Genomic DNA, 23,371 nt, shown 5'->3' with positions numbered 1-23,371 from the left:
GCGTTGTCTCTCCCTCCTGCCATCGCGGCCGCCGTCGCGGCGGCCGCGATGTCCTGCTAACCGGCCGCCAGGCAGCCGCGCTCGCGCAAGGCGTCGCGCACCAGCTTCTTGGTGATCTTGCCGTAGCCCGAACGCGGCAGCGCGTCCCAGAAGAACACCTGGCGCGGCAGCTTGTAGCGGGCCATGCGCGGCGCCAGCCAGGCCAGCAGCGCGTCCTGTTCCAGCGCCTGGCCCGGGCGCAGCACGCAGACCATCACGCCCACCTCGCCCCAGACCGGATCCGGCACCCCCAGCACCGCCGCTTCCGCCACCGCTGGATGGGCCAGCACCTTTTCCTCGACCTCGCGCGGATAGATGTTGGAGCCGCCCGAGATGTACATGTCGGATTCGCGGCCGGTGATGTACAGATAGCCCTGCTCGTCCTGATACCCCAGGTCGCCGGTGCGGAACCAGCCGTTGCGAAAGGCCTTGGCGTTGGCCTGCGGGTTGGCGTAGTAGCCGGCGAACACCGCCGGGCCGCAGACGCAGATCTCGCCGGTCTGGCCGGCCGGCAGCGGCCGGCCGGCATCGTCCTGGATGCTGATCTGCATGCCGGTGCGCTCATAGCCGCAGGTGCCGGCGCGGGCCTCGGGGCCGTCGCCGCCATGGTGCTGCGCCGGCGGCAGGACGGTGATGTTGCCGGTCACCTCGCCCAGCCCGAAGTACTGCACCAGCACACCGCCCAGCTTGTCGAGCGCGCGCTTCTGGTCTTCGCGGTACATCGGCGCGCCGGCGTAGATCACGTGGCGCAGGCTGCCGTGGTCGAATTGATCGACCGCCGGATCCTCCACCAGCAGCTTGACGATGGTGGGCACGGTGAACATGTTGGTGACCCGATGGCGCTCGACCAGTTGCCATGCCTGGGCCGGGTCGAAGCGGTCGCCGTCCGGCAGCACCGAGCAGGCGCCGCGCGCCACCTGCGTCAGGAAGTGGATGCCCGCGCCGTGCGACAGGGGCGCCACCACCAGGCTGACGTCGTCCTCGGTGGTGCCCGGCATCAGGTCGCACAGGTGATTGGTCACCACGAACGCCATCTGCCCGTGCGTCAGCACCGCCGCCTTCGGATGCCCGGTGGTGCCGGACGTGAAGAAGAACCAGCACGGATCGTCGTAGTCCACGTCGGCGCAGGCGCGCGGCGCATCGGCCAGCCGCGCCTCGATCAGCGTGGCGGTGTCGGCCTCGCCGAACCCGCCCGGCCCCAGCCGCGCCAGCAGGGCCAGGTCCGGCATCGCCCGCGCCACCGCGGCCGCGTGGTCCGGCGACTGGCCGTCGCACAGGAACGCTTTGACGCCCGCCGCCTGCGCCAGGTAGACCGCCTCGTCCGGCGCGATGCGGCAATTGGTCGGCACCCACACGGCGCCCAGCCGCAACACCGCGAACAGGGTCTCGGCGAACGCGAAGCTGTTGCGCGCGTGCACCAGCACCCGGTCGCCCTTGCCCACGCCGCGCTCGGCCAGCGCCTGCGCCAGCGCCGCGGTGCGCGCGTCCAGCTCGCGCCAGCTCAGGCGCGCCTCGCCGCAGACCAGCGCGCTGCGCGTCGGGTGGCGGCGGGCGGCCTGCGCCAGGAAATGCGCCAGGTTCATGGCGCGGCGCGACACCGGCGCCACCCCGCCCGGTGGCGCCACGGACGGCTGCGACAGGCCGCTCATTTGACGCGCTCCAGCAGGCTGACGTAGTTGGCCACGGCCGCGCCGCCCATGTTGAAGACACCTGCCAGCGTGGCGTCCGGCACCTGCATGCCGCCGGCCTCGCCCGCCAGCTGCATGCATGCCAGCACGTGCATGGACACGCCGGTCGCCCCCACGGGGTGGCCCTTGGCCTTGAGTCCGCCCGACGGATTGACCGGCAGGCGGCCGCCCGGATAGACCCAGCCCTCCCGCAGCGCCCGCGCGCCCTGGCCGCGCGGCGTCAGGCCCATGGCTTCGTATTCGATCAGTTCGGCGATGGTGAAGCAGTCATGCGTCTCGACCAGGCTCAGGTCATCGAGGGTCGCGCCGGCGTCGGCCAGCGCCTCGCGCCAGGCGCGCGCCGCGCCCTCGAACGCGATCGGATCGCGCCGGCTCAGCGGCAGAATGTCGTTGACGTGGCGCCGCGCGCGAAAGCCGATGGCGCGGCGCAGGCCCGCCGCGGTCTCGGCATCGGCCAGCACCAGCGCCGCCGCGCCGTCGGAGATCAGCGAGCAATCGGTGCGCCGCAGCGGCGCCGCCACGTAGGGGTTCCTGTCGGAAACGGTGTTGCAGAACTCGAAGCCCAGGTCCTTGCGGATCTGCGCGTACGGATTGCCCAGGGCGTTGGCGTGGTTCTTGGCGGCAATGCGGGCCAGGGCCTCGCCCTGGTCGCCATGGCGCTCGAAGTAGGCCGAGGCGATGCGGCCGAACACGCCGGCAAAGCCGCCGGGCAAGTCCGCTTCTTCCTTGCGGTAGCTGGCGTTCAGCAGGATGTCGCCGACTTCCTCGGTGGGTCGCGCGGTCATCTTCTCGGCGCCCACCACCAGCGCCACCCGGCCGCGCCCGGCCTCGATGAAATCCATGGCCGCATACAGCGCCGCGGACCCGGTGGCGCAGGCGTTTTCCAGTCGGGTCGCGGGCACGTACGCCAGCGCCGGATCGGCCAGCGCCACCAGCGCGGCCTGGAAATCCTGCTTCTGGAAGCCGCTGTTCATCACGCCGGCATAGATGCCGTCCACGTCCCCGGGGCCGATGCCCGCATGGGCCAGGGCGGCGCCCGAGACCCGCGCCATCAGGCTTTCGGTATCGGGATCGTCGAGTTTGCCGAACGGGACATGCGACCATCCCACGATGACGGCACGCTTGCTCATTGCTGTCTCCTCTGTTGGCAGCCCCGCCCCGCCGACATGGCGGATCAGGACTTGGGCTTGGCGGCCGGCGGGCGCGTTCGCGCCTCGCGGCCTGCCGGGTTGGCCTGTGCTAGCAGGCGTTTGGCCTCGCGGGACAACAGCTTGGCCAGCTGGAACTGCCTTTCCTCGTCCATGCGCGATTCGACCGCGGCGATGCTGAGCGCGCCCAGCACATGGCCCTGCTCGTCGCGCAGCGGCATGCCGATGCCCCACGAGCCCGGCACCACCAGGCCGCGGTTCACGGCATAGCCCTGCTCGCGCACCTCGTCGACCAGCGTGCGGATCAGCGGCACGGAGTAATGCGGATAGCGCCGCTCGATCAGGCCGGCATTGGCCTGCAGGCAGGCCTCGACCTCGTCGTCGGGCAGCGCCGCCAGGATCGCCAGGCTGCCGGCGCCGATGCCCAGGGGATGACGGTCGCCGGGCAGCAGCACATGAGTCTTGAGGGGGTAATCGCCGTCCTCGCGCAGCACGCAGACCGCGAACACGTCGCGGCGCAGCGAAAAGAAGGCGGAATCGCCGCACTCGTGCGCCAGCCGCGCGACCACGGGCGCGGCCAGGCGGTTGATGCCGAAGCGTTCGCTGGCGATGTTGCCCAGCACATGGCATTCGGGGCCGAGGAAGTAACGGCGGCTGGCCAGGTCCTGCTCGACCATGCCTTCGGCGGCCAGGGCGGCCAGCAGGCGGTGCACGGTGGGCTTGCTCATGCCCGTATCGCGCGTCAACGCCAGCAGGCCCGCGCCTTCGCCGCGGGTGCGCGACACCGCGCGCAACACCAGCATGGCGCGGGATATCGCCTGGGCGCCACCGACCTGGGATGAGGTCTCCGTCACGTCTCCGCCTGTTTTTTCATCAGGTCCATTTTGTGGACCATCTATCTGATTTTGTTTTTTCATTCTGCACCAGTTTTATTGATTTACGCTAGTGAATCAATGTGATTAAATGAATTTAAGGGTAGTACGCAGGTCCACATAATGGACCTCATGCAAAGATAAAGCAACAAGCCTGGCAAGGCGCTTTATCCGGCCGTCCTCGATGGCGGCCGGATCTCATAACCAAGGAGACAGCATGAACACGACTCGACGCAACCTCATGCGCGCCGCGGGAGGCGGCGCGCTGCTTGCCCTGGCCCCGTTCCAGCGCACGCTGGCGGCGCCCCAGTTCCGCTACAAGTACGCCAACAACCTGCCGCCCTCGCACCCGATGAACCTGCGCGCCAACGAGGCCGCGCAGAACATCCTCAAGGACACGGGCGGCCGCTTCGAGCTGGCAGTGTTCCCCAGCAGCCAGCTGGGGTCCGACACCGACACCCTGAGCCAGCTGCGCGCCGGCGCCGTCGAGTTCTTCACCCTGTCGGGGCTGATCCTGTCGACCCTGGTGCCCAGCGCCTCGATCAGCGGCGTGGGCTTCGCCTTCCCCGACTACGCCGCGGTCTGGAAGGCGCTGGACGGCGACCTGGGCGCGCACATCCGCGCCGACATCAACGCCAAGGGCCTGTTCGTCATGGACCGCATCTGGGACAGCGGCTTTCGCCAGGTCACCACCAGCTCGCGCGCCATCAGCGGCCCGGACGATTTCCGCGACCTGAAGATCCGCGTGCCGGTCAGCCCGCTGTGGACCTCGATGTTCAAGGCGCTGGGGTCGTCGCCGGCCAGCATCAACTTCAACGAAACCTATTCGGCGCTGCAGACCCGCGTGGTGGACGCGCAGGAAAACCCGCTGGCCATCATCCAGACCGCCAAGCTGTACGAAGTGCAGAAATACTGCTCGATGACCAACCACATGTGGGACGGCTTCTGGTTCCTGGGCAACCGCCGCGCCTGGGAAAAGCTGCCGGCCGACATCCGCGAGGTCGTCGCCAAGCACATCAACGCCGCCGGCATGGCCGAGCGCGCCGACGTGCTGGCGCTGAACAACCAGCTGCAGGCCAAGCTGGCCGAGGAGGGCCTGACCTTCAACACGCCCGACCCCGCGCCCATCCGCGATGCGCTGCGGCGCGCCGGCTTCTACGCCGGCTGGAAGGAAAAGTACGGCGACAAGGCCTGGAGCCTGCTGGAGCAGGCGGCCGGGAGCCTGTCATGAGGGCTGCGCTGACCCATCCGGCGGAGGCGCCGCCCCAGGCCGCCGCCGCCCCGGGCAGCCGGCGGCCATGGGCCATCGCCGCCGACAACGCCCTGGGCCACCTGGTGGAGATTCCCGCGGCCATCCTGGTGGTCGCGGAAATCGTCATCCTGTTCTCAGGCATCGTGGCGCGCTACGTGCTGCACACGCCGCTGGTGTGGTCCGACGAACTGGCCTCGATCCTGTTCCTGTGGCTGGCCATGCTGGGCGCGGTGATCGCCTTCCGCCGCGGCGAGCACATGCGCATGGGCGCGCTGGTCAACCGCGCCTCGCCCGCCACCCGCGCGCTGCTGGACATGGTGGCGGTGGCGGCGGCGCTGGCGTTCCTGCTGCTGTTGCAGGCGCCGGGCTACGAGTACGCCTCGGAAGAGCAGTACGTCACCACCGCCGCGCTGGAGATCCCCAACATCTGGCGCGCCGCGGCCCTGCCGGTGGGCACCGCGCTGATGCTGCTGATCGCGCTGCTGCGGCTGGTCGAACGGGCGCAGTGGCGCGTCACCGGGCTGGCGCTGCTGCTGGTCGGCGGCGTGGTGGCCGCCATGACGGCGCTGCAACCGGTCCTGGCGGGCCTGGGCAACGTCAACCTGCTGATCTTCTTCGTCGGCGTGGTGGCGGCCACGGTGTTCGCGGGCGTGCCGATCGCCTTCGCGTTCGGGCTGGCCACCTTCGGCTACCTGTCGCTGACCACCGACGTGCCGATGATGGTGGTGGTCGGGCGCATGGACGAAGGCATGTCGCACCTGATCCTGCTGGCGGTGCCGCTGTTCGTGTTCCTGGGCGTGCTGATCGAGATGACCGGCATGGCCAAGCGCATGGTGGCGTTCCTGGCCAGCCTGCTGGGCCACGTGCGCGGCGGCCTGTCGTACGTGCTGATCGGCGCCATGTACGTGGTCTCGGGCATCTCGGGCGCCAAGGCCGCCGACATGGCGGCGGTGGCGCCGGTGCTGTTCCCCGAAATGCGCGAGCGCGGCGCCGACGAGGGCGACCTGGTGGCGCTGCTGTCGGCCACCGGGGCGCAGACCGAGACCGTGCCGCCCAGCCTGGTGCTGATCACCATCGGCTCGGTCACCGGCGTGTCGATCACGGCGCTGTTCACCGGCGGCCTGCTGCCGGGGCTGGTGCTGGGCGTGATGCTGTGCCTGGTGGTCTGGTGGCGCAACCGCCGCGAAGACCTGAGCGCGGTGCGCAAGGCCAGCGGCCGCCAGATCGGCCGCGCCCTGCTGGTGGCGCTGCCGGCGCTGGCGCTGCCCTTCGTGATCCGCGCGGCGGTGGTCGAAGGCGTGGCCACCGCCACCGAGGTCTCCACCATCGGCATCGTCTACGCCACACTGATCGGGCTGCTGGTCTACCGCTGCTTCGACGCCAAACGGCTCAAGCCCATGCTGGTGGACACCGCCTGCCTGTCGGGCTCGATCCTGCTGATCATCGGCACCGCCACCGCCATGGCCTGGGCCCTGACGCAATCGGGCTTCTCGACCCAGCTGGCGCAGGCCATGGCCGGCCTGCCGGGCGGCGCCGCCACCTTCATGGCGGTGTCGATCGTGGCGTTCGTCATCCTGGGCAGCGTGCTGGAGGGCATTCCCGCCATCGTGCTGTTCGGGCCGCTGCTATTCCCGATCGCGCACCAGATGGGCATCCACGAGGTGCACTACGCCATGGTGGTGATCCTGTCGATGGGCCTGGGCCTGTTCGCGCCGCCATTCGGCGTCGGCTACTACGCCGCCTGCGCCATTGGCCGGGTCGCGCCCGAAGCCGGCATCCGGCCCATCCTGGGCTACCTCGGCTCGATGGCGGTCGGCATCGTGGTCATCGCCGCGGTGCCGTGGATCTCGACCGGGTTCCTGAAGTAGCCCGCCTGGTCGGCCGCCGCGCCTTCGCGGCGGCCGACCCTTCTTCCATTGCGCCTGGCGACCAGGCGCCATCGCGTGGGGAAAAACCCACACGCCCGCAATCCCCCACTGTCCGCGCGGTTGATGCGCGTACACCAGTTCTATAGAATCTTCAATTCGGGCCTGTGCCCATTCTTTTTTCCCTTCACCTACACCTGGGAGGCGCAAGATGATGAATCCGCATACCGCCATCCCGCGCGTATCTCCGCGACGCCATTAAGTCGTCGCCCGCGCGGCCCCATCGCCAGACTACCTGGCGACTGGTCCGCCGTGCCCGCCCCAAATCCCTGAACGCAATGCCCGCGCCGTGAGGCGCAGGTCGTATCACCTTCTTTCCCACAAGGAATCCGGCGCCTTCGCGTTGCCGGGCGATCGCAATGAATCGAACAAAAATCGATCTGCGAGGACAAGCCTTCAAGGACGTCCTCGGCTTTACCTTCCGCTATTGGCGCGCCCAACCCTGGCGCACCGCATTGATCGTCGGGCTGGCGCTGCTGTCGGCCCTGGCCGACGTGCTGACCCCGCTGTACGCGGGCCGCCTGGTCGACGCCGTGGCTTCCGGCGCCGCGGCCGACCAGCAGGCCTGGAGCGCGGCCATCACCGCGTTCTGGCTGCTGATCGCGCTGGGCATCGGCGGCACGCTGCTGCGCCAGGGCGTGTTCCAGAACATCATCGTCTTCACCCTGAAGATGATGAACGGCATGGTGTCGAACGCCTTCTACCGGGTGCAGCGCTTTTCGACCGACTGGCACGCCAACAGCTTCGCCGGCTCGACCGTGCGCAAGATCACCCGCGGCATGTGGGCGGTGGACCTGCTGAACGACACGCTGCTGGTGGCGCTGCTGCCCTCGGTCATCATGCTGGTCGGCGCCACCGTGCTGCTGGGCATCCACTGGCCGGTGATGGGCCTGGTCGTCGGCCTCGGGTCGGTGCTGTACATCGCGGTCACGGCGGCGCTGTCGCTGGGCTACGTGGCGCCGGCGGCGCGGCTGGGCAACGCCTGGGACACGCGCATGGGCGGCGCGCTGGCCGACGCGGTCAGCTGTAACCCGGTCGTCAAGGCCTTCGGCGCCGAGACGCGCGAGGAAGCGCGCCTGGAGCGCGTGGTCGACAAGTGGCGCCGCCGCACGCGCCGCACCTGGATCCGCGCCACGATCAACGGCGGCATCCAGGGCGCGATGCTGGTGGCGATGCAGGCTGGCATCCTGGGCGCGGCGCTGCTGCTGTGGTCGCGCAACCAGGCCAGCGTCGGCGACGTGACCTTCGCGCTGACGATGTTCTTCATGCTGCAGGGCCACCTGCGCGACGTGGGCATGCACATCCGCAACCTGCAGCGCTCGGTCAACGACATGGAGGAACTGGTGGCGCTGGAAAAGCAGCCGCTGGGCGTAGACGACCGCCCCGGCGCGGGCCAGATCCGCGTCACGGCGGGCGAGATCCGCTTCGAGGACGTGACCTTCCGCTACGGCCGCCACGAGGCGCCGCTGTACGACCGCTTCTCGGCGCGCATCGCGCCGGGCGAACGGGTCGGGCTGGTGGGCCATTCGGGCTCGGGCAAGACCACGTTCATCAAGCTGATCCAGCGCCTGTACGACGTCAACGGCGGCCGTATCGCCATCGACGGCCAGGACATCGCCCAGGTCAGGCAGGCCTCGCTGCGCAGCCAGATCGCGATCGTGCAGCAGGAGCCGGTGCTGTTCCACCGCACGCTGGCCGAGAACATCGCCTACGCCCGCCCCGGCGCGACGCAAGCCGAGATCGAGCAGGCGGCGCGGCTGGCCAGCGCGCACGACTTCATCATGGCGCTGCCCAAGGGCTATGAGACGCTGGTGGGCGAACGCGGCGTCAAGCTGTCGGGCGGCGAGCGCCAGCGCGTGGCGATCGCGCGGGCCTTCCTGGCCGACGCGCCGATCCTGATCCTGGACGAGGCCACCTCGAGCCTGGACAGCGAAAGCGAAGTGCTGATCCAGCAGGCCATGGAGCGCCTGATGGTCGGCCGCACCACGCTGGTGGTGGCGCACCGCCTGTCGACGGTGCGCGCGCTGGACCGCCTGCTGGTGATGGACCATGGCCGCATCATCGAGGAAGGCAGCCATGACCAGCTGATCCGCTTGAAGGGCGGCCTGTACCGGCGCCTGTTCGAGCGCCAGGCCCTGGAGCTGACCAAGGGCCTGACGCAATCGGAAATGCTGGCCGATGGCGCCCGCCCCCTGCCGGCGCGCGCCGACGGCGAAGGCCAGGACGAGGACGAAACGTCCCTGGCCTTCGGCAAGTAAGCAGAAAGGGCCTGACGCGAGTCAGGCCCTTTTTTCATGGCGCCGCGCCGCCCGGCAGCGTGCGCGGCCCGGCCGCCTCAGCGATTCAGCGTCAGGCGCACGCCGAACGCGATCAGCGCGCCGCCGAACACCGTGCCCTGCCATTTCTGCACGCGCGGATGCGCCGCCATCCAGCGGCCCAGGACGCCGCCGGCCAGCGCGCACAGCACATCGAACGTCAAGCCCAGGCTCACCAGGATCACGCCCAGCAAGGCGAACTGCTGGCCGATCGGGCCCTGCGCCGGCGACACGAACTGCGGCAGCAGCACCGAGCAGAACAGCAGCGCCTTGGGATTGAGCACGTTGGTCAGCACCCCGCTCAACAGCGCCGCGCCCAGCCCCTTGCCGCGCGCGGCCGCCTGCGCCTCGTGCGCCACGCCGTACGACATCGGCCCCGCCCGCAGCAGCCGCAGGCCCAGCCAGATCAGATAGCAACCGCCCACCGTGCGCGCCGCGTCGAAGGCCCAGGGATGGGTCTTGAACAGCGCCGCCAGCCCCAATGCCGCCAGCGTCACGTGGGCGGCGCGCGCCAGGGCCAGGCCCACGGCCACCGCCAGCGCCTGCCCGCGGCCGCGCAGCGCGCCGGTCTCGAGCAGCAGGATCATGTCCGGCCCCGGCACCACATAGACAATCAACAACGCCCCGAGAAACAACGCCATGTCGGCCATACGCCACGCTCCGCACTGCTGGAAATGGCGATCATTCTAGGGAAAAGGCATCGGCATGTGCTTGCTATTCCTGCCAAGCGTAATAACATGATTGGCACACTGAACCAATCCATATCGCAGAATTTTCATTTCATGCCAAAACGCCAACTTGACGCCTACGACCGGCGCATTCTCGAGGCCCTGCAGCAGAACGGCCGCCTCACCAATGTCGAGCTGGCCGAGCAGATCGGCCTGTCGCCGTCGCCCTGCCTGCGGCGGGTGCGGCTGATGGAGGAAGCCGGCGTGATCCAGGGCTACGAGGCCCGGCTGGCGCCGGACGAGGTCGGGCTGGGCCTGACCGTCTTCGTCGGCGTGAAGGTCGAGCGCCACCACGAGCGCGACGCAGACCAGTTCCGCAAGGAAGTCTGCGCCCTGCCCGAAGTGGTGGCGGCCCATCTGGTGTCGGGCGAATCCGACTTCCTGCTGCAGGTGGTGCTGCCCGACCTGCGCGCCTACGAACGCTTCCTGCTGACCACGCTGCTCAAGCTGCCGGGGGTGAAGGACATCCGCAGCAACTTCGCGATCCAGACCGTCAAGCCGCAGAGCCCGCTGCCGCTGGACCATCTGGGACATTGAGCGCGGCCTGCCGCACCTTGGCGCTGCGCTGCTCGAAGCGCGCCTGCGACTGCGCCAGGTATTGCCGCACGATGTCCGGCTCCGAGGTCTTGGGCGTGCCGCCGGGAAACGGCGGCTCGGGGTCGTATTCGATCTGCAACTGGATCAGCTTGGCGACCTCGTCGCCGCACAGCGTGGCGACCACCTTCAGCGCCATGTCGATGCCCGAGGTGACGCCGCCCGCGGTGAAAACGTTGCCATCCACGCACAGCCTCGCATCGGTCGGCACCGCGCCGAAATGCGCCAGCAGTTCACGCGCGCGCCAATGGCTGGAAGCGCGGCGGCCGCGCAGCAGGCCGGCCGCGCCCAGCAGCAGCGAACCGGTGCAGATGCCGAAGACGTAGCGCGCGCCCAACGCTTGCCGGCGCGTGAAGGCTACCCAGTCCGGGTCGAGGATGGCATCATCCGTCCCCGGCCCGCCGGGCACCACCAGCAGATCGCAGGGCGGCGCCGACGCCAGGGTCTGGGTCGGCACGAACCGCAGGCCGCGATCGCTGCGCACCGGATCCGGCGTTTTTGCGACAAAATCGACGCTGAACCCGGGCGCGGCGGCGAGCACTTCGTATGGCCCGGTCATATCGAGCTGGGTCAGCCCTTCGAACAAGAGAATATTCACATGCACGACGATGCTCCTTCGCAGAACGGAACCGCCAGCGTAGCCCCAGGCGCCGGCGCGCGTGCGCCAAATACCCCCACGATCGCGCCAAAACGCATCGTCTTCCTGCTCTACGACGGCTTCCAGCCGCTCGACCTGGCCGGGCCGTGGCAGGCCTTCAGCGGCGCCAACGAGGAAGGCGGCGCGGGCTACCAGCTGAGCACCGTCGCGGCCACGCCGGTGGTCGCCGCCTGGGACCAGGGCCTGCGCATGCAGGTCGACGCCACCTTCGCCGAGGACGACGACGCGCCGATCGACATGCTGTTCGTGCCGGGCGGCCCCGGCATCGACCAGGCCGGCGCCCACGGCGAGACCCTGGCCTGGCTGCGCCGCCGCAGCCCGCAGGCGCGCCGCACCTGCAGCGTCTGCACCGGCGCCTTCCTGCTGGCGGCGGCCGGCCTGCTGGACGGCCGCCGCGTCACCACCCACTGGCGCTCGGCCGACCGGCTGCGCCAGCTGTATCCCGGCCTGCGGGTGGAAGACGACCGCATCTTCATCGAGAGCGGCGCGATCTGGACCTCGGCCGGCGTCACCGCCGGCATCGACCTGGCGCTGGCCCTGATCGAGCGCGACGCCGGCGCGCAGGTGTCGCAGGACGTGGCGCGCCGCCTGGTGGTGTTCATGCGCCGCAACGGCGACCAGCGCCAGTACAGCCAGTCGCTGCGGCTGCAGGACCGCCTGGCCGCGCCGTTCCGCGACCTGGTCGAGAAGATCGAGGCGAGCCTGTCGGCGCGCTGGTCGGTGGACGACATGGCCGATGCCTGCCACATGTCGCGCCGCACCTTCCAGCGCAAGTTCGCGGCGCATTTCGGCGTGACGCCGAGCGAGGTGCTGCGCCAGCTGCGGCGCGAACGCGACGGTGCGCTGCGCGCGGCGGGCCGGGCCTCGGGCAAAGTCCTGCGCCATGCGCTCGGAAGCGCCGGCCGTCCGCTCTGACCGGCCCGCACGCCATGAACCCGTCCGCCTCGCCGTGTCCCGAATGCGGCCTGCCCCAGGTCATCACCGAACAGGGGCTGAGCCTGATCGCGCGCTGCGGCGGCTGCGGCTGGATGGTGGCGACCACCAACCCCAACCACCCGATCATGGACCGCACGCCTTACACACTGCGGGCGCGGCCCGGCGCCCTGGCCACGGCCAGCGCCATCGCCCGCCTGGCGGTGGCGCTGGGCATCGGCGTCAAGCGGGCGCGCGAGCTGATCGCCCAGGACCTGCCGGTGGCCGAGAATGTCCTGGCGCTCGAAGTCATCCGGCTGCACGGGGTGCTGGCCGGCGCGGGGCTGCAGGTGGAGATCACGCCGGCCTTCCGCTGGCCGCTGGACCCGCGCGACTGACGCGGCGCTGCCCGCCCGGTCCGCCCCCGGCTTCCCGTAGCGGTCCTACCCCGCCAGCCCCACCGACATGCCGCCGCAGACATACAGCACCTGCCCGGTCATGAAGCCGGCGCGCCGGTCCAGGAACGACGACACCGCATGCGCCACGTCCTCGGGCCGGCCGATGCGGCCGACCGGGATGGCGGCCTCCAGCGCCACGGTCCTGGGGTCGCCCGGCGGGTTGGACTGGTCGAACAGCTCGGTGGCGATCGGCCCGGGCGCCACGGTGTTGACCGTGATGCCGGCCTTGCCCAGTTCCAGCGCCCAGGTGCGCGTCATGCCCACCAGGCCGGACTTGGTGGCGCCGTAGACCGTGCGGCCCGGCTTGCCCAGGCCGGCGCGGCTGCCGATGTTGACGACCCGGCCGTAGCCGGCCTGGCGCATGCCGGGCAGCAGCGCCTGCATCAGCAGCAACGGCGCGGTCAGATTCACCGCCACCATGCGCGCCAGTTCCTCCTGGGTCACGGCTTCGATGTCAGCGACCTGGATCATGCCGGCGTTGTTGACCAGGTGCAGCACCGGCCGCGCCGCCGCCAGCGCGGTGGCCGCCGCGGCCGTGGCGGCGGCGTCGCCCAGGTCGACCGACTGGAAGCGTTCGCCGGGCAACGCCGCGTCCGGCGGCCGGCGGCTGAAGTTGACGACCTCGAAGCCGTCCTGCAGCAGCCGCGCGACGATGGCGCGGCCGATGCCCCGGCTGCCGCCGGTGACCAATGCGATGGGGGTTGTCATTGCGCGGTGATTCCCTTGTCCTTGATGAGGCCGCCCCATTTGGCGCGCTCCTGGCGCTCGAACGCGGCCAGGTCCGCGCCGAACAGCGTGCCGGGCCGGGCGCCCATGGTAGCGAAATTGGTGGCGATGGCGGGCGTGGCCAGGCCGCTGCGCGCCGCCTCGACCAGTTGCCGCACCACCGGTTCGGGCGTGCCGCGCGGCGCGTACAGCGCGAACCACGCCGTCACGTCGAAACCCGGCAGGCCGGACTCGGCCACGGTCGGCAGGTCCGGCAGCGACGGATCGCGCGCGGCGGACGTGACCGCCACGCCGCGCACCAGGTTGCCGTCCTTGATCTGCGCCAGCGCGCCGGGCAGGTTGTCGAACAACAGATCGACCTGGCCGCCGGCCACCGCCGGCAGCGACGCCGAGGTGCCCTTGAACGGCACGTGCAGCATCGTCACGCCAGCCATGGCCTCGAAGTAGGCGCCGGTCAGGTGCACCGACGACCCCACGCCGGGCGAGGCGTAGGTCAGCTTCTTGTCCCTGGACTGGCGCGCGGCCTGGATCACGTCGGCCACCGTTTTGTAGGGCGACTTGGCGCTGACGGCGATGACGTTGGGCGTGGTCGACACCAGCGCGATCGGCACCAGGTCGCGCTCGGGGTCGAACGTCATGTTGCTGTAGAGGAACTGGTTGATGGTCTGGGTGCCGATCGTGCCCAGGCCCAGGGTGTAGCCATCGGCCTTGGCGCGTGCCACGTAGGCCATGCCGATGTTGCCGCCCGCGCCCGGCTTGTTCTCGACCAGCACGGTCTGCTTGAGCGCCGGCTGCAGCGCGTTGGCGATGGCGCGGCCGAAGATGTCGGCGCCGCCGCCCGGCGGATACGGCACGACCACGGTGACGGGATGCTCCGGATAACCGGCCGCGTGGGCCGCGGACAGGGCCAGCACGGCCAGGCCGGCCGCGGCCAGCGCGCGCCGCCCGGCGCGCCTGTGCAGGGAATGCGTCATGGATCTGTCTCCTCGCGAATCCGCTTGACGCGGATTTCTTCTGGCTCCGCCTTGGGGCGGATGCTGTCGATGGGCGTCCTCGGGATGCGGACACTTCCTATAGTACGTAAATACGTACTATATTCACAAGACTCGAAAAACACACCGGAGACAAGCCCATGAAACGCTGGACGCGCCGCCCCGAGGGATCGACCTGGGGCGATTTCGGAGCGGATGACGAACTCGGCCGCCTGAACCTGCTGACCGAGGAAAAAGTGCTGCAGGCGGTGCGCGAGGTGCGCACGGGCAAGGTGTTCTGCCTGTCGCTGCCGCTGGACCTGCCCGGCGGCAACGTGCTCAACCCGCGCCGCCATCCACCGCAGCTCAAGCCCACCTTCCGCGACGGCGCGCCCTACCTGAACTTCACCATGGCGCGCGTGCAGCCCGGCGCCGTGGACGTGCTGTCGGACGACCAGGTGACGCTCAGCATGCAGTACTCCACCCAGTGGGACGGCCTGTGCCACGTCGGCGCCCAGTTCGACATCCAGGGCGACGGCGAGGCTCGCCGCGTCTACTACAACGGCTATGCCGCGGGCGTGGATGTGTTCGGCGGCGATGACGCCGGCGCCGATGCCTGCTGCCCGCCGGGCGGCTCGTATGCGCGCAAGCTCAGCATCAGCCGCTACGCCGAGAAAGGCATGCAGGGCCGCGGCGTGCTGGTCGACCTGGCGCGCGCCTTCGGCCCCGGCCGCACCCTGGTCGGCTACACCCAGCTGCAGGCCGCGATGCGTGAGCAGCAGGTGGTGGTCGAGCCGGGCGACATGCTGGTGCTGCGCACCGGCTTTGCCGAAACGCTGATGGAGATGAACGGCCAGCCCGATCCGCACCGGCTGGAACAGACCGGCGCGGTGCTGGACGGCGCCGACCCGGCGTTGCTGGACTGGATCACCGCCAGCGGCATCGCCGCGATCTGCGCCGACAACTACGCGGTCGAGGCCTATCCGGCGCGCACCGCCGGCCCGGGCCATTCGATCCTGCCGCTGCACCATCACTGCCTGTTCAAGCTGGGCGTGCCGCTGGCCGAGCTGTGGTACCTGAAGGCCCTGGCCGACTGGCTGCATGGACAGGGCCGCAACCGCTTCCTGCTGACCGCCCCGCCGCTGCGCATGCCCGGCGCCGTGGGTTCCCCCGTGACCCCGATCGCCACGGTGTAGGCCATGACGCAACCCGCTCCGACCTTCGCGCAGCACCTGGACGCGCTGGCCGCGCTGCATCCCGACCGCCCCGCCCTGATCGACCGCGACCAGGCCATCAGCCACGCCGATCTGCGCGCGCGCAGCCGCGCCCTGGCCGCCGGCCTGGCGCGCATCGGCGTGCGGCCCGGCCAGCGCGTGGCCGTGTGGCTGCCCAACTGCGCCGCCTGGGTCGAAACCTTCCTGGCCTGCGCCCACCTCGGCGCGCTGGCGCTGGCCGTCAACACGCGCTTTCGCGCCCTGGAACTGGCCGACATCCTGGGCCGCGGCCGCGCCGACTGGCTGGTGTTCTGGCCCGGCTTCAAGGGCATCGACTTCGCCGGCATCCTGGACGGCGTCGCGGCCGAATCGCTGGCGCGGCTGCAAGGCATCGTCGCCGTGTCCGAGACGGACGCACAAGCAGACGTACAAACAGACGCCCCCATCGCCGCCTCGCTGCGCGGCAAGCCGGTGCACCGCTATGCCGACCTGCGCGCCTGCGCCGACGCGCCGCCGCCGCCCCAGCCCGACGCGGGCGTGCTGTGCTTCACCACGTCCGGCACCACCTCGCAGCCCAAGTTCGTGCTGCACGACCAGCGCACCCTGCTGCGCCACGGCGCGGCGGTGGCGCGCGCCTTCGGCTATGACGACCACAGCCGCGTGCTGGCCAGCGCGCCGTTCTGCGGCGCCTTCGGCTTTGCCACGCTGGCGGGCGGCCTGGCGCACGGCGCGCCGGTGGTGTGCGCGCCGGTGTTCGACGCGGCCGAATCGGCCGCCGCGATCCAGCGCCATCGGGTCACCCACACCTACGCCAACAACGAGGCGCTGGTCGCCATGATGCGGGCGGGCGCGCCGGGCGCCTTCGCGTCGGCGCGGCTGTTCGGCTTCGCCAGCTTCACGCCGGCGCTGGATCACATGCTGGACCTGGCGCGGGAAACCGGCGTGCCGCTGACGGGGCTGTATGGCTCCACCGAACTGATCGCGCTGGTGGCCGGCCAGCCGCGCGATCCGGCCGAAGGCGACGTGGCCGCGCGCCACCAGCCCGGCGGCACCCTGGTCTATCCCGAGGCGCGGGTGCGGGCGCGCGATCCGGCCAGCGGCGCGGTGCTGCCGCACGGCGAATCGGGCGAGCTGGAAATCCTGTCGCCCAGCCTGATGCGCGGCTACCTCGACAACCCCGAGGCCACCGCCCGCGCCTGCACCGACGACGGCTACTTCCGGACCGGCGACCTCGGCTACACGCTGAACCCGCGCCAGTTCGTGTTCCAGACCCGCATGGGCGACTCGTTGCGCCTGTCCGGCTTCCTGGTGAATCCGGTCGAGATCGAGCAGATGGTGGAGTCGCTGCCCGGCGTGCGCGCCTGCCAGGTGGTCGGCGCCACCCGCGACGGCAAGACCGTGCCCTACGCCTTCGTGCTGCTGCAGGACGGCGCCGACGCCGATGCCGCCGGCTGGACGGCGGCCTGCAAACAGGCCATGGCCGGCTTCAAGGCGCCGGCCGGTTTCACGGTGCTGGACGCGTTCCCGTCCGTGGAAAGCGCCAATTCGGTCAAAATCCAGAAACACCGGCTGCGCGAGATGGCCGACGCCCTGCTCGCCGCCCCCACCACCTCCTGACCGATCCGACCATGCCCGCGCGCCCGCTTTTCTCGCACAGCCCCCAACCGCTCTACCTGCAGGCGGCCGCGCTGTTCCGCGGCCACATCCAGAACCGCACCTGGCGGCCCGGCCAGCAGATCCCGCCGCTGGAAGCGCTGATGGAAACCTATGGCATCTCGCGCGCCACCATCCGCCAGGCCCTCGGCCAGCTGGAACAGGACGGCCTGATCCGGCGCTCGCGCGGGTCCGGCACCTTCGTCAATGCCGACCTGCCCGAGACGCCGACGCTGCTGATTCCCAAGACCTGGGCCGAAACGGTCGAGCTGAGCAACCAGCTCGGCACCGTCTCGCTGGTGGAATCGAGCGCCGATTCGCCGCTGCCCGACACCCTGGGCATGCCGTGCGCGGCCGACCGCGGCGGCCGTTTCCAATACCTGCGGCGCGTGCACACCACCGAGGCCGGGCCGTTCTGCTACAGCGAGGTATTCCTGGAAAGCAGCCTGTTCCGCAAGCATCGCGCCCGCATCCAGAAAAGCACCGTGGCGCCGGTGCTGGACCAGTTCTACGGCGCCCGCATCAGCGAGGCGCGCCAGGTGCTCAACGTCATCGAGGCCGGCCAGGAATCGGCGGAATCGCTGCGGATCCCGGTGTCCTCGCCGGTGGCCGAACTGCGCCGCTACGCCTGCATCGATGGCCGCGTGGTGTATTTCGCGCGGCTGGAATTCCCGTTCCGCAAGGTGCGCATGGAGTTCGACCTGCTGACCCAGCGCTAGCGCGCGCGGTCGTCCCTCGGAGCCATTCCATAGAAGCGCGGCCGTCCGGCCAAGCGCTCGCAGTACCCGCAAGCATCCGGCATAACCATAAATGGAGACAACCATGACCCCCATGCCCCGGATTTCGCAGCAACGCAGCACCCCCAATCCGCGTCTCGCACGCGCCCTCGTCGCGCTGACCGCGGTCGCCGGCCTGTCCCTCGGCGGCCCCGCCCAGGCCCAGACCGCCCCCGCCGCCATCTCCGACGATATCGTCCGCCTCGGCCTGATCCTGGACATGAGCGGCATCTACGCCGACGTGACCGGCAAGGGCAGCGCCACCGCCGCGCAGATGGCCATCGACGACTTCGGCGGCACCGTGCTCGGCAAGAAGATCGACCTGCTGGTGGCCGACCACCAGAACAAGGCCGACATCGCCGCGGCCCGCGCCCGCGAGTGGTACGACACGCAGAAGGTGGACGCCATCATGGACGTGGCCGGCTCGGCCCCGGCGCTGGCGGTGCTGGAAGTGGCGCGCGAGAAAAAGAAGATCGTGGTCTTCAGCGGCCCCGGCACCGAGCGCATCACCAACGACCTGTGCTCGCCCTATTCGGTGCACTACACCTATGACACCTGGTCGCTGGCCAACACCACCGCCCGCGCCACCGTCGACCGGGGCGGCAAGAGCTGGTACTTCCTGACCGCCGACTACGCCTTTGGCCACACCCTGCAGGCCTCGGCCACCGACGTGGTGAAGGCCCGCGGCGGCACCGTGCTGGGCGCCGCCCGCCACCCGATCGGCACCAGCGATTTCGCCTCGTACCTGCTGCAGGCGCAGGCCAGCCGCGCCCAGATCGTCGGCCTGGCCAACGCTGGCGGCGACACGGTCAACGCCATCAAGGCGGCGCGCGAATTCGGCCTGACCCAGAGCGGCCAGAAGATGGCCGGCCTGCTGCTGTACATCAACGACATCCACGCCATCGGCCTGGACGCGGCCGCCGGCCTGATGCTGACCGAGGCCTTCTACTGGGACATGAACGACCAGACCCGCGCCTGGTCGCAGCGCTACTACGACAAGCTCAAGAAGATGCCCAACATGAGCCAGGCCGGCACCTATTCGTCGGTGATGCACTACCTGAAGGCCGTGCAGGCGGCCGGCACCGACGCGCCCGACGCGGTGATGAAGCAGATGAAGGCCATGCCGATCAACGACTTCTTCGCCGCCAATGGCCGCATCCGCGAGGACGGCCGCATGGTGCACGACATGTACCTGTTCGAGGTCAAGACCCCCGCGGAATCGAAGCGGCCCTGGGACTACTACAAGCTGGTGGCGACGCTGCCGGGCGACGAGGCCTTCATGCCGCTGTCCAAGTCGACCTGCCCGCTGGTGAAGACGGCGGCGAAGTGAACGGACGCCCGGGGCGGCTCAGGCCGCCCGGGCGACCGCCTCCTCCAGCATCTCCAGCCGGTCCTGGCCCCAGAACAGCTCGCCGCGATAGACATACGACGGCGAGCCGAACACGCCGGCCGCCACCGCCGCATCGGTGTTGTCGCGGTAGGCCTGGCGCGCCGCGGGCTGTTCGGCCGCGGCCAGCAGCGCCGCGGCATCCAGCCCCTGCTCCCGCACGATGGCGCGCAGCGTGTCCGGCGACGAGATGTCGCGCTCCTCGCACCACTCGGCCGCCAGGATGGCCTTGTACAGCGCCGCCACCGGCAGGCCGGCCGCATCGGCCGCGATCACGATGCGCGAGGCCAGCCCCGCGTCCGGACACATGTACGCCGGCGTGGGATTGACGTGGATGTCCAGCTTGCGGCACCAGCGCGCCAGCTCGGTCACCCGGTAGGCCTGGCGCTCGGGCGCGCGCTGGCCCAGCAGCACGCCGCCGGTGCGCGCATAGACGTCGGGCAGGTCCACCGGCAGGTAGCGGATGCGCGCCTGGTGGCGCGCCGCCAGGGCCTCCAGCCGGTCGGCGCCCAGGTAGGCCCAGTCGGAATTCATCCAGAAGTAATAGTCGATCGTCTTCATGTCGTCCTCAGGTCCGCGCGCCAGCCGGCACGCCCAGCGCCGCCGCGGCCGACGCGTCGCCGCGCATGCGCCAGGCGCTGAATACCGCGATCACGCCCAGCGCGCTCAGGTACCACACCACGTACTTCGGATCGCCGCCGGCGCGCGCCAGCAGCCAGGTCGCGATGATCGGCGCCAGGCCGCCGCCGATCGCCCCAGACACCTGCACCGCCAGCGAAATGCCGGTGTAGCGCACCTCGGCCGGGAACTGGCTGGAGAACAGCGTGCCCTCCGGGCCGTACAGGCAAGCGTAGACCAATCCCACCGCCAGGCATACCGCGACGATGATCCAGCCGGTCTGGCCCGTGGCCAGCAACTGGAAGAACAGCGGCGCGCACGCCAGGATGCCGACCGAGCCGGCCATGAACACCCACTTGTGGCCGACCCGGTCGCCCAGCATGCCGAACAGCGGCATAGTGAACAGCGCCAGCGCCGCGCCCCAGATGGTGGCGTCCAGCATCACCGAGCGCGCGATGCCCAGCGTGCCGGTGGCGTAGGCCAGCGAAAACGTGACCACGGTATAGAACCAGGTGACTTCGGCCAGCCGCGCGCCCACCACCGTCCACAGCGCGCGCCGGTGGTGCTTGAGGACTTCGGCCACCGGCACCTCGACCTTGGCGCCCTGCTCGCGCATCTGCTCGAAGTCGGGCGACTCGGCCACCTTGACGCGGATGAACCAGCCCACCGCCAGCAGCACCACGCTGGCCAGGAACGGCAGGCGCCAGCCCCAGGACAGCATGTCCTGCTCCGGCAAGCCGGCCACCGCGCCCATCGCCAGCGACGACAGGATCAGGCCCGGCGCCACGCCGGCCTGCGGCAGGCTGCCGAAGAAGCCCTTCTTGCCCTCGGGCGCGTGCTCGACCGCCATCAGCACCGCCCCGCCCCACTCGCCGCCCACCGCGATGCCTTGCAGAAAGCGCATCAGCACCAGCAGCACCGCGGCCCAGTAGCCGATCTGGTCGTAGGAGGGAATCAGGCCGATCAGGATGGTGGGCACGCCCATCAGCAGCAGCGTGATCAGCAGCATCGATTTGCGGCCGATCTTGTCGCCGTAGTGGCCGAAGATCACCCCGCCCAGCGGCCGCGCGAAAAAGCCCACCGAATAGGTGGCGAACGCGGCCAGCGTGCCGGTCAGCGGATCGAAGGACGGAAAGAAGATTTTGTTGAAGATCAGCGCGGCGGCCGTGCCGTAGAGAAAAAAGTCGTACCACTCGATAGTGGTGCCCATCATGCTGGCCAGGCCGGCCGTTACGTAGTCCCGGCGCGAACGCGCGCGCGGCGTCTTGGTCGTCATCATCGTGACTTCCCCTTGAAAGTATCGTTATGGGTACAGCTGGGTATCAGCGGGCCGGCCGCGGCAGCAGCGCGATGCCGTGGGTCTGGCGGCACCAGTAGTCGAAGGTGGCGCGCACGATCGACGGCTTGAGCAGGTAGTCGTGCGCCTCGCGCGCCAGCGCGTCGTCCACCGGCGTCAGCGGACCGAAGGCCTGCGCGCGGATCTGCATGCGGGCCGCCCGCTCCAGGTAGACCGACAGGTAGGTCGCCTCCTCGCAGCTGGCGCCGGCCGTCAGGTAGCCGTGGTGCGCCAGGATGATGGCGCGCTTGGCGCCCAGCGCGCCCGAGATGATGACGCCCTCCTGGTCGGCGATCGGCACCCCGGGCCATTCGCCCAGGAAGGCACAGTCGTCGTGCAGCGGCGTCATGTCCATCTGCGCGATCACCAGCGGCTGGCGCGCCGCGGCCAGCGCCGAGGCCCACGGCGAATGAGTGTGGATGATGGACTGCACGTCGGGCCGCGCCTCGTAGACCCACAGGTGAAAACGCGTCGCCGGATTGGCCATGCCTTCGCCCGTGAGCGTGTGCAGGTCGCGGTCGACCTCGATGAAGTCGGCCGGGGTGGCCTCGTCGAAGCCCAGGCCGAAGCGCAGCGTCCAGTAGGCGCCGGGGCGCTCGGAGCGCACGCTGATCTGGCCGGCCAGGCCGGCCTCCTGCTCGGTCATCGCCAGGATGCGGCAGGCGTAGGCCATGGTCTCCTGGAGGGTGCGCGGCACGGCGCGCAGGTGCTGCGCCATCTCCTGGGTGGCGCGGGTGTCGAAGTACGCTTTTTCGCGCAGGGTGTTGTCCATGCTGCTGCCTCCTGATGCGGTTCGGGATGGCGCGGACGGATGCCGCGCCTTGCCGCACAGTATGGAAAGCGCCCCCGCATCGAGCCATGCAGCCGGGCTCATAGCAGCTATTCGACGCGGCCGCGCCAGGGGCCGGCCGCGCGGCCCGAGGGTAAACGAGGATTCGTCGGATTCAGCCCCGCGGACTCAGTCCCGCGCGATGCGGCGGGCGCAGTCCAGCAGCTCGTGCACCAGCGGCAGCGGCTGGCGTTGCGCCAGCGTGATGGCGACCACGCGCCGGCGCAGCACCGGGCTGCCGATGGCGACCTTGCGCAGCCCGTAATCGGTCAGCAGCTTTTGCGGGATGCGCGATGGCAGGATACAGGCGCCCACCCCCGAGGACACCAGCTTGAGCATGGCGTCGATGGTCTCGGCCTCGGCCACGAACTCCGGCTGCAGGCCGGCGCTGTGGATCATCTTGCGCAGCGCATAGTGCGAGGGAAAGCCCACCAGCCGCAGCGCCATCGCGCCCAGGTCGACGCCATCCTCGGCCGCGACGCCGTCGCGCACGATCAGGCACATGTCGTCGTCGAACAGCGGCGTCGAGGCCAGCGCATCCGACGCCACGGCGGCGTCGTAGACGAAACCGATGTCGGCCTTGCCGCTTTCCACCAGCGTCACCACCTCGGGCGAACTGCGGCCCATGACCGACAGATTGACGTGCTCCCGGCTGCTGACGAACTGCGCCACCACGTCGGCCATGAAGTAGTAGCTGAGCGTGTGCACGGTGGCCAGCCGCACCGATCCCTGCGTCACGCCCTCGCGCTGGCGCACCGCCTCCAGCGCCTGGTCGATGGCGCGGTAGGCCGGCTGGATGCCCTCCAGCAGCCGCGCGCCCGCCTCGGTCAGTTCGACCCCGCGGCCGGTGCGCACGAACAGCGGCTTGCCCACGTGGGCCTCCAGCGCGGCCAGCTGGCGGCTCAGGCCGGACTGGGTCTGGTCCAGATCCTCGGCGGCGCGCGAGAGCGATTTCAATTCGGCAATGCGCACGAAATAGCGCAATTGCCGGTCCGGCGTGTCCATGCGGCTTCCCCAGCGGGCCCGCGCGGGCCCTGTCGTTATCCATCGCGCTCGAGTCGGCGCGGCAGGGACAGTGTGCATCAAGGGCCGCGCCGCCACTACCGGGATTTGCGCTAAGCCCTGTTCCGCCGGACGGGCAGGCATAATTCATCAAGCCGGGCCGGGACTTCCATGGCCAGATTGCAACGCGTTGCCGTCACCGCCAACGCGCTCGATGGCTAAATGAAGTGGGCGTGGACGGCCTGGCGCCCGACCGAGCGCCAACGGCCC

The 23,371-nt window shown here is 70.2% G+C and carries 21 protein-coding genes; 10 read left to right on the top strand and 11 right to left on the bottom strand.

The window, feature by feature from the left end; all coding sequences use genetic code 11:
- Positions 1 to 56: 56 nt before the first annotated feature.
- Genes H0523_RS07500 through H0523_RS07490 form a run of 3 tightly spaced genes read right to left on the bottom strand, consistent with a single transcriptional unit; the run spans position 57 to position 3,729 of the window.
- Positions 57 to 1,688 (bottom strand): acyl-CoA synthetase, encoded by a 1,632-nt coding sequence (locus H0523_RS07500; RefSeq protein ID WP_054432147.1) that lies wholly within the window; start codon positions 1,686 to 1,688, stop codon positions 57 to 59.
- Positions 1,685 to 2,857, bottom strand: coding sequence for an acetyl-CoA acetyltransferase (locus tag H0523_RS07495; RefSeq protein WP_054432149.1), 1,173 nt, complete (start codon positions 2,855 to 2,857; stop codon positions 1,685 to 1,687). Before H0523_RS07495 ends, H0523_RS07500 begins: the two co-directional genes overlap by 4 nt.
- Positions 2,858 to 2,901: 44 nt before the next feature.
- The gene (locus H0523_RS07490) at positions 2,902 to 3,729 is read right to left on the bottom strand and encodes an IclR family transcriptional regulator (RefSeq protein WP_231689898.1); all 828 of its coding nucleotides are present in this window, start codon (positions 3,727 to 3,729) and stop codon (positions 2,902 to 2,904) included.
- Between the two features lie 235 nt (positions 3,730 to 3,964).
- On the opposite strand from H0523_RS07490, the gene H0523_RS07485 reads away from it, so the two are divergent.
- From H0523_RS07485 to H0523_RS07475, 3 genes are all read left to right on the top strand, one after another.
- Positions 3,965 to 4,978: a TRAP transporter substrate-binding protein gene (locus H0523_RS07485; protein WP_054432152.1), complete on the top strand. Its 1,014-nt coding sequence runs from the start codon at positions 3,965 to 3,967 to the stop codon at positions 4,976 to 4,978.
- Positions 4,975 to 6,867: a TRAP transporter large permease gene (locus H0523_RS07480; RefSeq protein WP_054432154.1), complete on the top strand. Its 1,893-nt coding sequence runs from the start codon at positions 4,975 to 4,977 to the stop codon at positions 6,865 to 6,867. The genes H0523_RS07485 and H0523_RS07480 overlap by 4 nt, the downstream gene beginning before the upstream one ends.
- 416 nt (positions 6,868 to 7,283) lie before the next feature.
- Positions 7,284 to 9,182, top strand: a complete 1,899-nt coding sequence (locus H0523_RS07475; RefSeq protein ID WP_054432156.1) for an ABC transporter ATP-binding protein — start codon at positions 7,284 to 7,286, stop codon at positions 9,180 to 9,182.
- Between the two features lie 77 nt (positions 9,183 to 9,259).
- Here H0523_RS07475 and H0523_RS07470 read toward each other — a convergent pair whose 3' ends face one another.
- The gene (locus H0523_RS07470) at positions 9,260 to 9,880 is read right to left on the bottom strand and encodes a LysE family translocator (protein ID WP_231689899.1); all 621 of its coding nucleotides are present in this window, start codon (positions 9,878 to 9,880) and stop codon (positions 9,260 to 9,262) included.
- A 141-nt stretch (positions 9,881 to 10,021) separates the two neighbouring features.
- Between H0523_RS07470 and H0523_RS07465 the strand changes: the two genes are divergently transcribed.
- A complete protein-coding gene (locus H0523_RS07465; RefSeq protein WP_006394279.1) occupies positions 10,022 to 10,504 on the top strand; it encodes an Lrp/AsnC family transcriptional regulator in 483 nt (160 codons plus the stop codon).
- Here H0523_RS07465 and H0523_RS07460 read toward each other — a convergent pair.
- A complete protein-coding gene (locus tag H0523_RS07460) occupies positions 10,461 to 11,165 on the bottom strand; it encodes a DJ-1/PfpI family protein (protein ID WP_054432159.1) in 705 nt (234 codons plus the stop codon). The two genes, H0523_RS07465 and H0523_RS07460, sit on opposite strands and share 44 nt — an antisense overlap.
- On the opposite strand from H0523_RS07460, the gene H0523_RS07455 reads away from it, so the two are divergent.
- Together H0523_RS07455 and H0523_RS07450 are read left to right on the top strand one after the other, a co-directional pair.
- Complete coding sequence (locus H0523_RS07455) at positions 11,160 to 12,134, top strand: GlxA family transcriptional regulator (protein WP_082380437.1); 975 nt, start codon at positions 11,160 to 11,162, stop codon at positions 12,132 to 12,134. The genes H0523_RS07460 and H0523_RS07455 overlap by 6 nt on opposite strands.
- Positions 12,135 to 12,148: 14 nt before the next feature.
- Entirely contained in the window at positions 12,149 to 12,529 is a 381-nt protein-coding gene (locus H0523_RS07450) for a hypothetical protein (protein ID WP_054432161.1), read from the top strand.
- Between the two features lie 45 nt (positions 12,530 to 12,574).
- Here H0523_RS07450 and H0523_RS07445 read toward each other — a convergent pair whose 3' ends face one another.
- Together H0523_RS07445 and H0523_RS07440 are read right to left on the bottom strand one after the other, a co-directional pair.
- On the bottom strand, positions 12,575 to 13,297 hold the full coding sequence (locus H0523_RS07445; protein ID WP_054432163.1) for an SDR family NAD(P)-dependent oxidoreductase: 723 nt from the start codon (positions 13,295 to 13,297) through the stop codon (positions 12,575 to 12,577).
- Positions 13,294 to 14,289: a Bug family tripartite tricarboxylate transporter substrate binding protein gene (locus tag H0523_RS07440; RefSeq protein WP_054432165.1), complete on the bottom strand. Its 996-nt coding sequence runs from the start codon at positions 14,287 to 14,289 to the stop codon at positions 13,294 to 13,296. The genes H0523_RS07445 and H0523_RS07440 overlap by 4 nt, the downstream gene beginning before the upstream one ends.
- Positions 14,290 to 14,447: 158 nt before the next feature.
- On the opposite strand from H0523_RS07440, the gene H0523_RS07435 reads away from it, so the two are divergent.
- From H0523_RS07435 to H0523_RS07420, 4 genes are all read left to right on the top strand, one after another.
- The gene (locus H0523_RS07435) at positions 14,448 to 15,482 is read left to right on the top strand and encodes a cyclase family protein (RefSeq protein ID WP_054432167.1); all 1,035 of its coding nucleotides are present in this window, start codon (positions 14,448 to 14,450) and stop codon (positions 15,480 to 15,482) included.
- Between the two features lie 3 nt (positions 15,483 to 15,485).
- Entirely contained in the window at positions 15,486 to 17,117 is a 1,632-nt protein-coding gene (locus H0523_RS07430; protein ID WP_054432168.1) for an AMP-binding protein, read from the top strand.
- A gap of 11 nt (positions 17,118 to 17,128) precedes the next feature.
- Positions 17,129 to 17,872 (top strand): GntR family transcriptional regulator, encoded by a 744-nt coding sequence (locus H0523_RS07425; RefSeq protein WP_054432169.1) that lies wholly within the window; start codon positions 17,129 to 17,131, stop codon positions 17,870 to 17,872.
- Between the two features lie 103 nt (positions 17,873 to 17,975).
- The gene (locus H0523_RS07420; protein WP_231689900.1) at positions 17,976 to 19,259 is read left to right on the top strand and encodes an ABC transporter substrate-binding protein; all 1,284 of its coding nucleotides are present in this window, start codon (positions 17,976 to 17,978) and stop codon (positions 19,257 to 19,259) included.
- 18 nt (positions 19,260 to 19,277) lie between these two features.
- Here H0523_RS07420 and H0523_RS07415 read toward each other — a convergent pair whose 3' ends face one another.
- The 4 genes from H0523_RS07415 to H0523_RS07400 all read right to left on the bottom strand — a co-directional run bounded on the left by H0523_RS07415 (position 19,278) and on the right by H0523_RS07400 (position 23,104).
- A complete protein-coding gene (locus H0523_RS07415) occupies positions 19,278 to 19,877 on the bottom strand; it encodes a 2-hydroxychromene-2-carboxylate isomerase (RefSeq protein WP_054432170.1) in 600 nt (199 codons plus the stop codon).
- A 7-nt stretch (positions 19,878 to 19,884) separates the two neighbouring features.
- Complete coding sequence (locus H0523_RS07410; RefSeq protein WP_006394268.1) at positions 19,885 to 21,213, bottom strand: MFS transporter; 1,329 nt, start codon at positions 21,211 to 21,213, stop codon at positions 19,885 to 19,887.
- Positions 21,214 to 21,256: 43 nt separating this feature from the next.
- Positions 21,257 to 22,042, bottom strand: a complete 786-nt coding sequence (locus H0523_RS07405) for an aldolase (RefSeq protein ID WP_054432171.1) — start codon at positions 22,040 to 22,042, stop codon at positions 21,257 to 21,259.
- Positions 22,043 to 22,228: 186 nt separating this feature from the next.
- The gene (locus tag H0523_RS07400) at positions 22,229 to 23,104 is read right to left on the bottom strand and encodes a LysR family transcriptional regulator (protein WP_054432172.1); all 876 of its coding nucleotides are present in this window, start codon (positions 23,102 to 23,104) and stop codon (positions 22,229 to 22,231) included.
- Positions 23,105 to 23,371 lie beyond the last annotated feature (267 nt).

This window comes from Achromobacter insuavis (genome assembly GCF_902859645.1).
In the GTDB taxonomy this organism is placed as follows: domain Bacteria; phylum Pseudomonadota; class Gammaproteobacteria; order Burkholderiales; family Burkholderiaceae_B; genus Achromobacter; species Achromobacter insuavis.
This window is presented reverse-complemented; position numbering and strand designations above follow the sequence as displayed.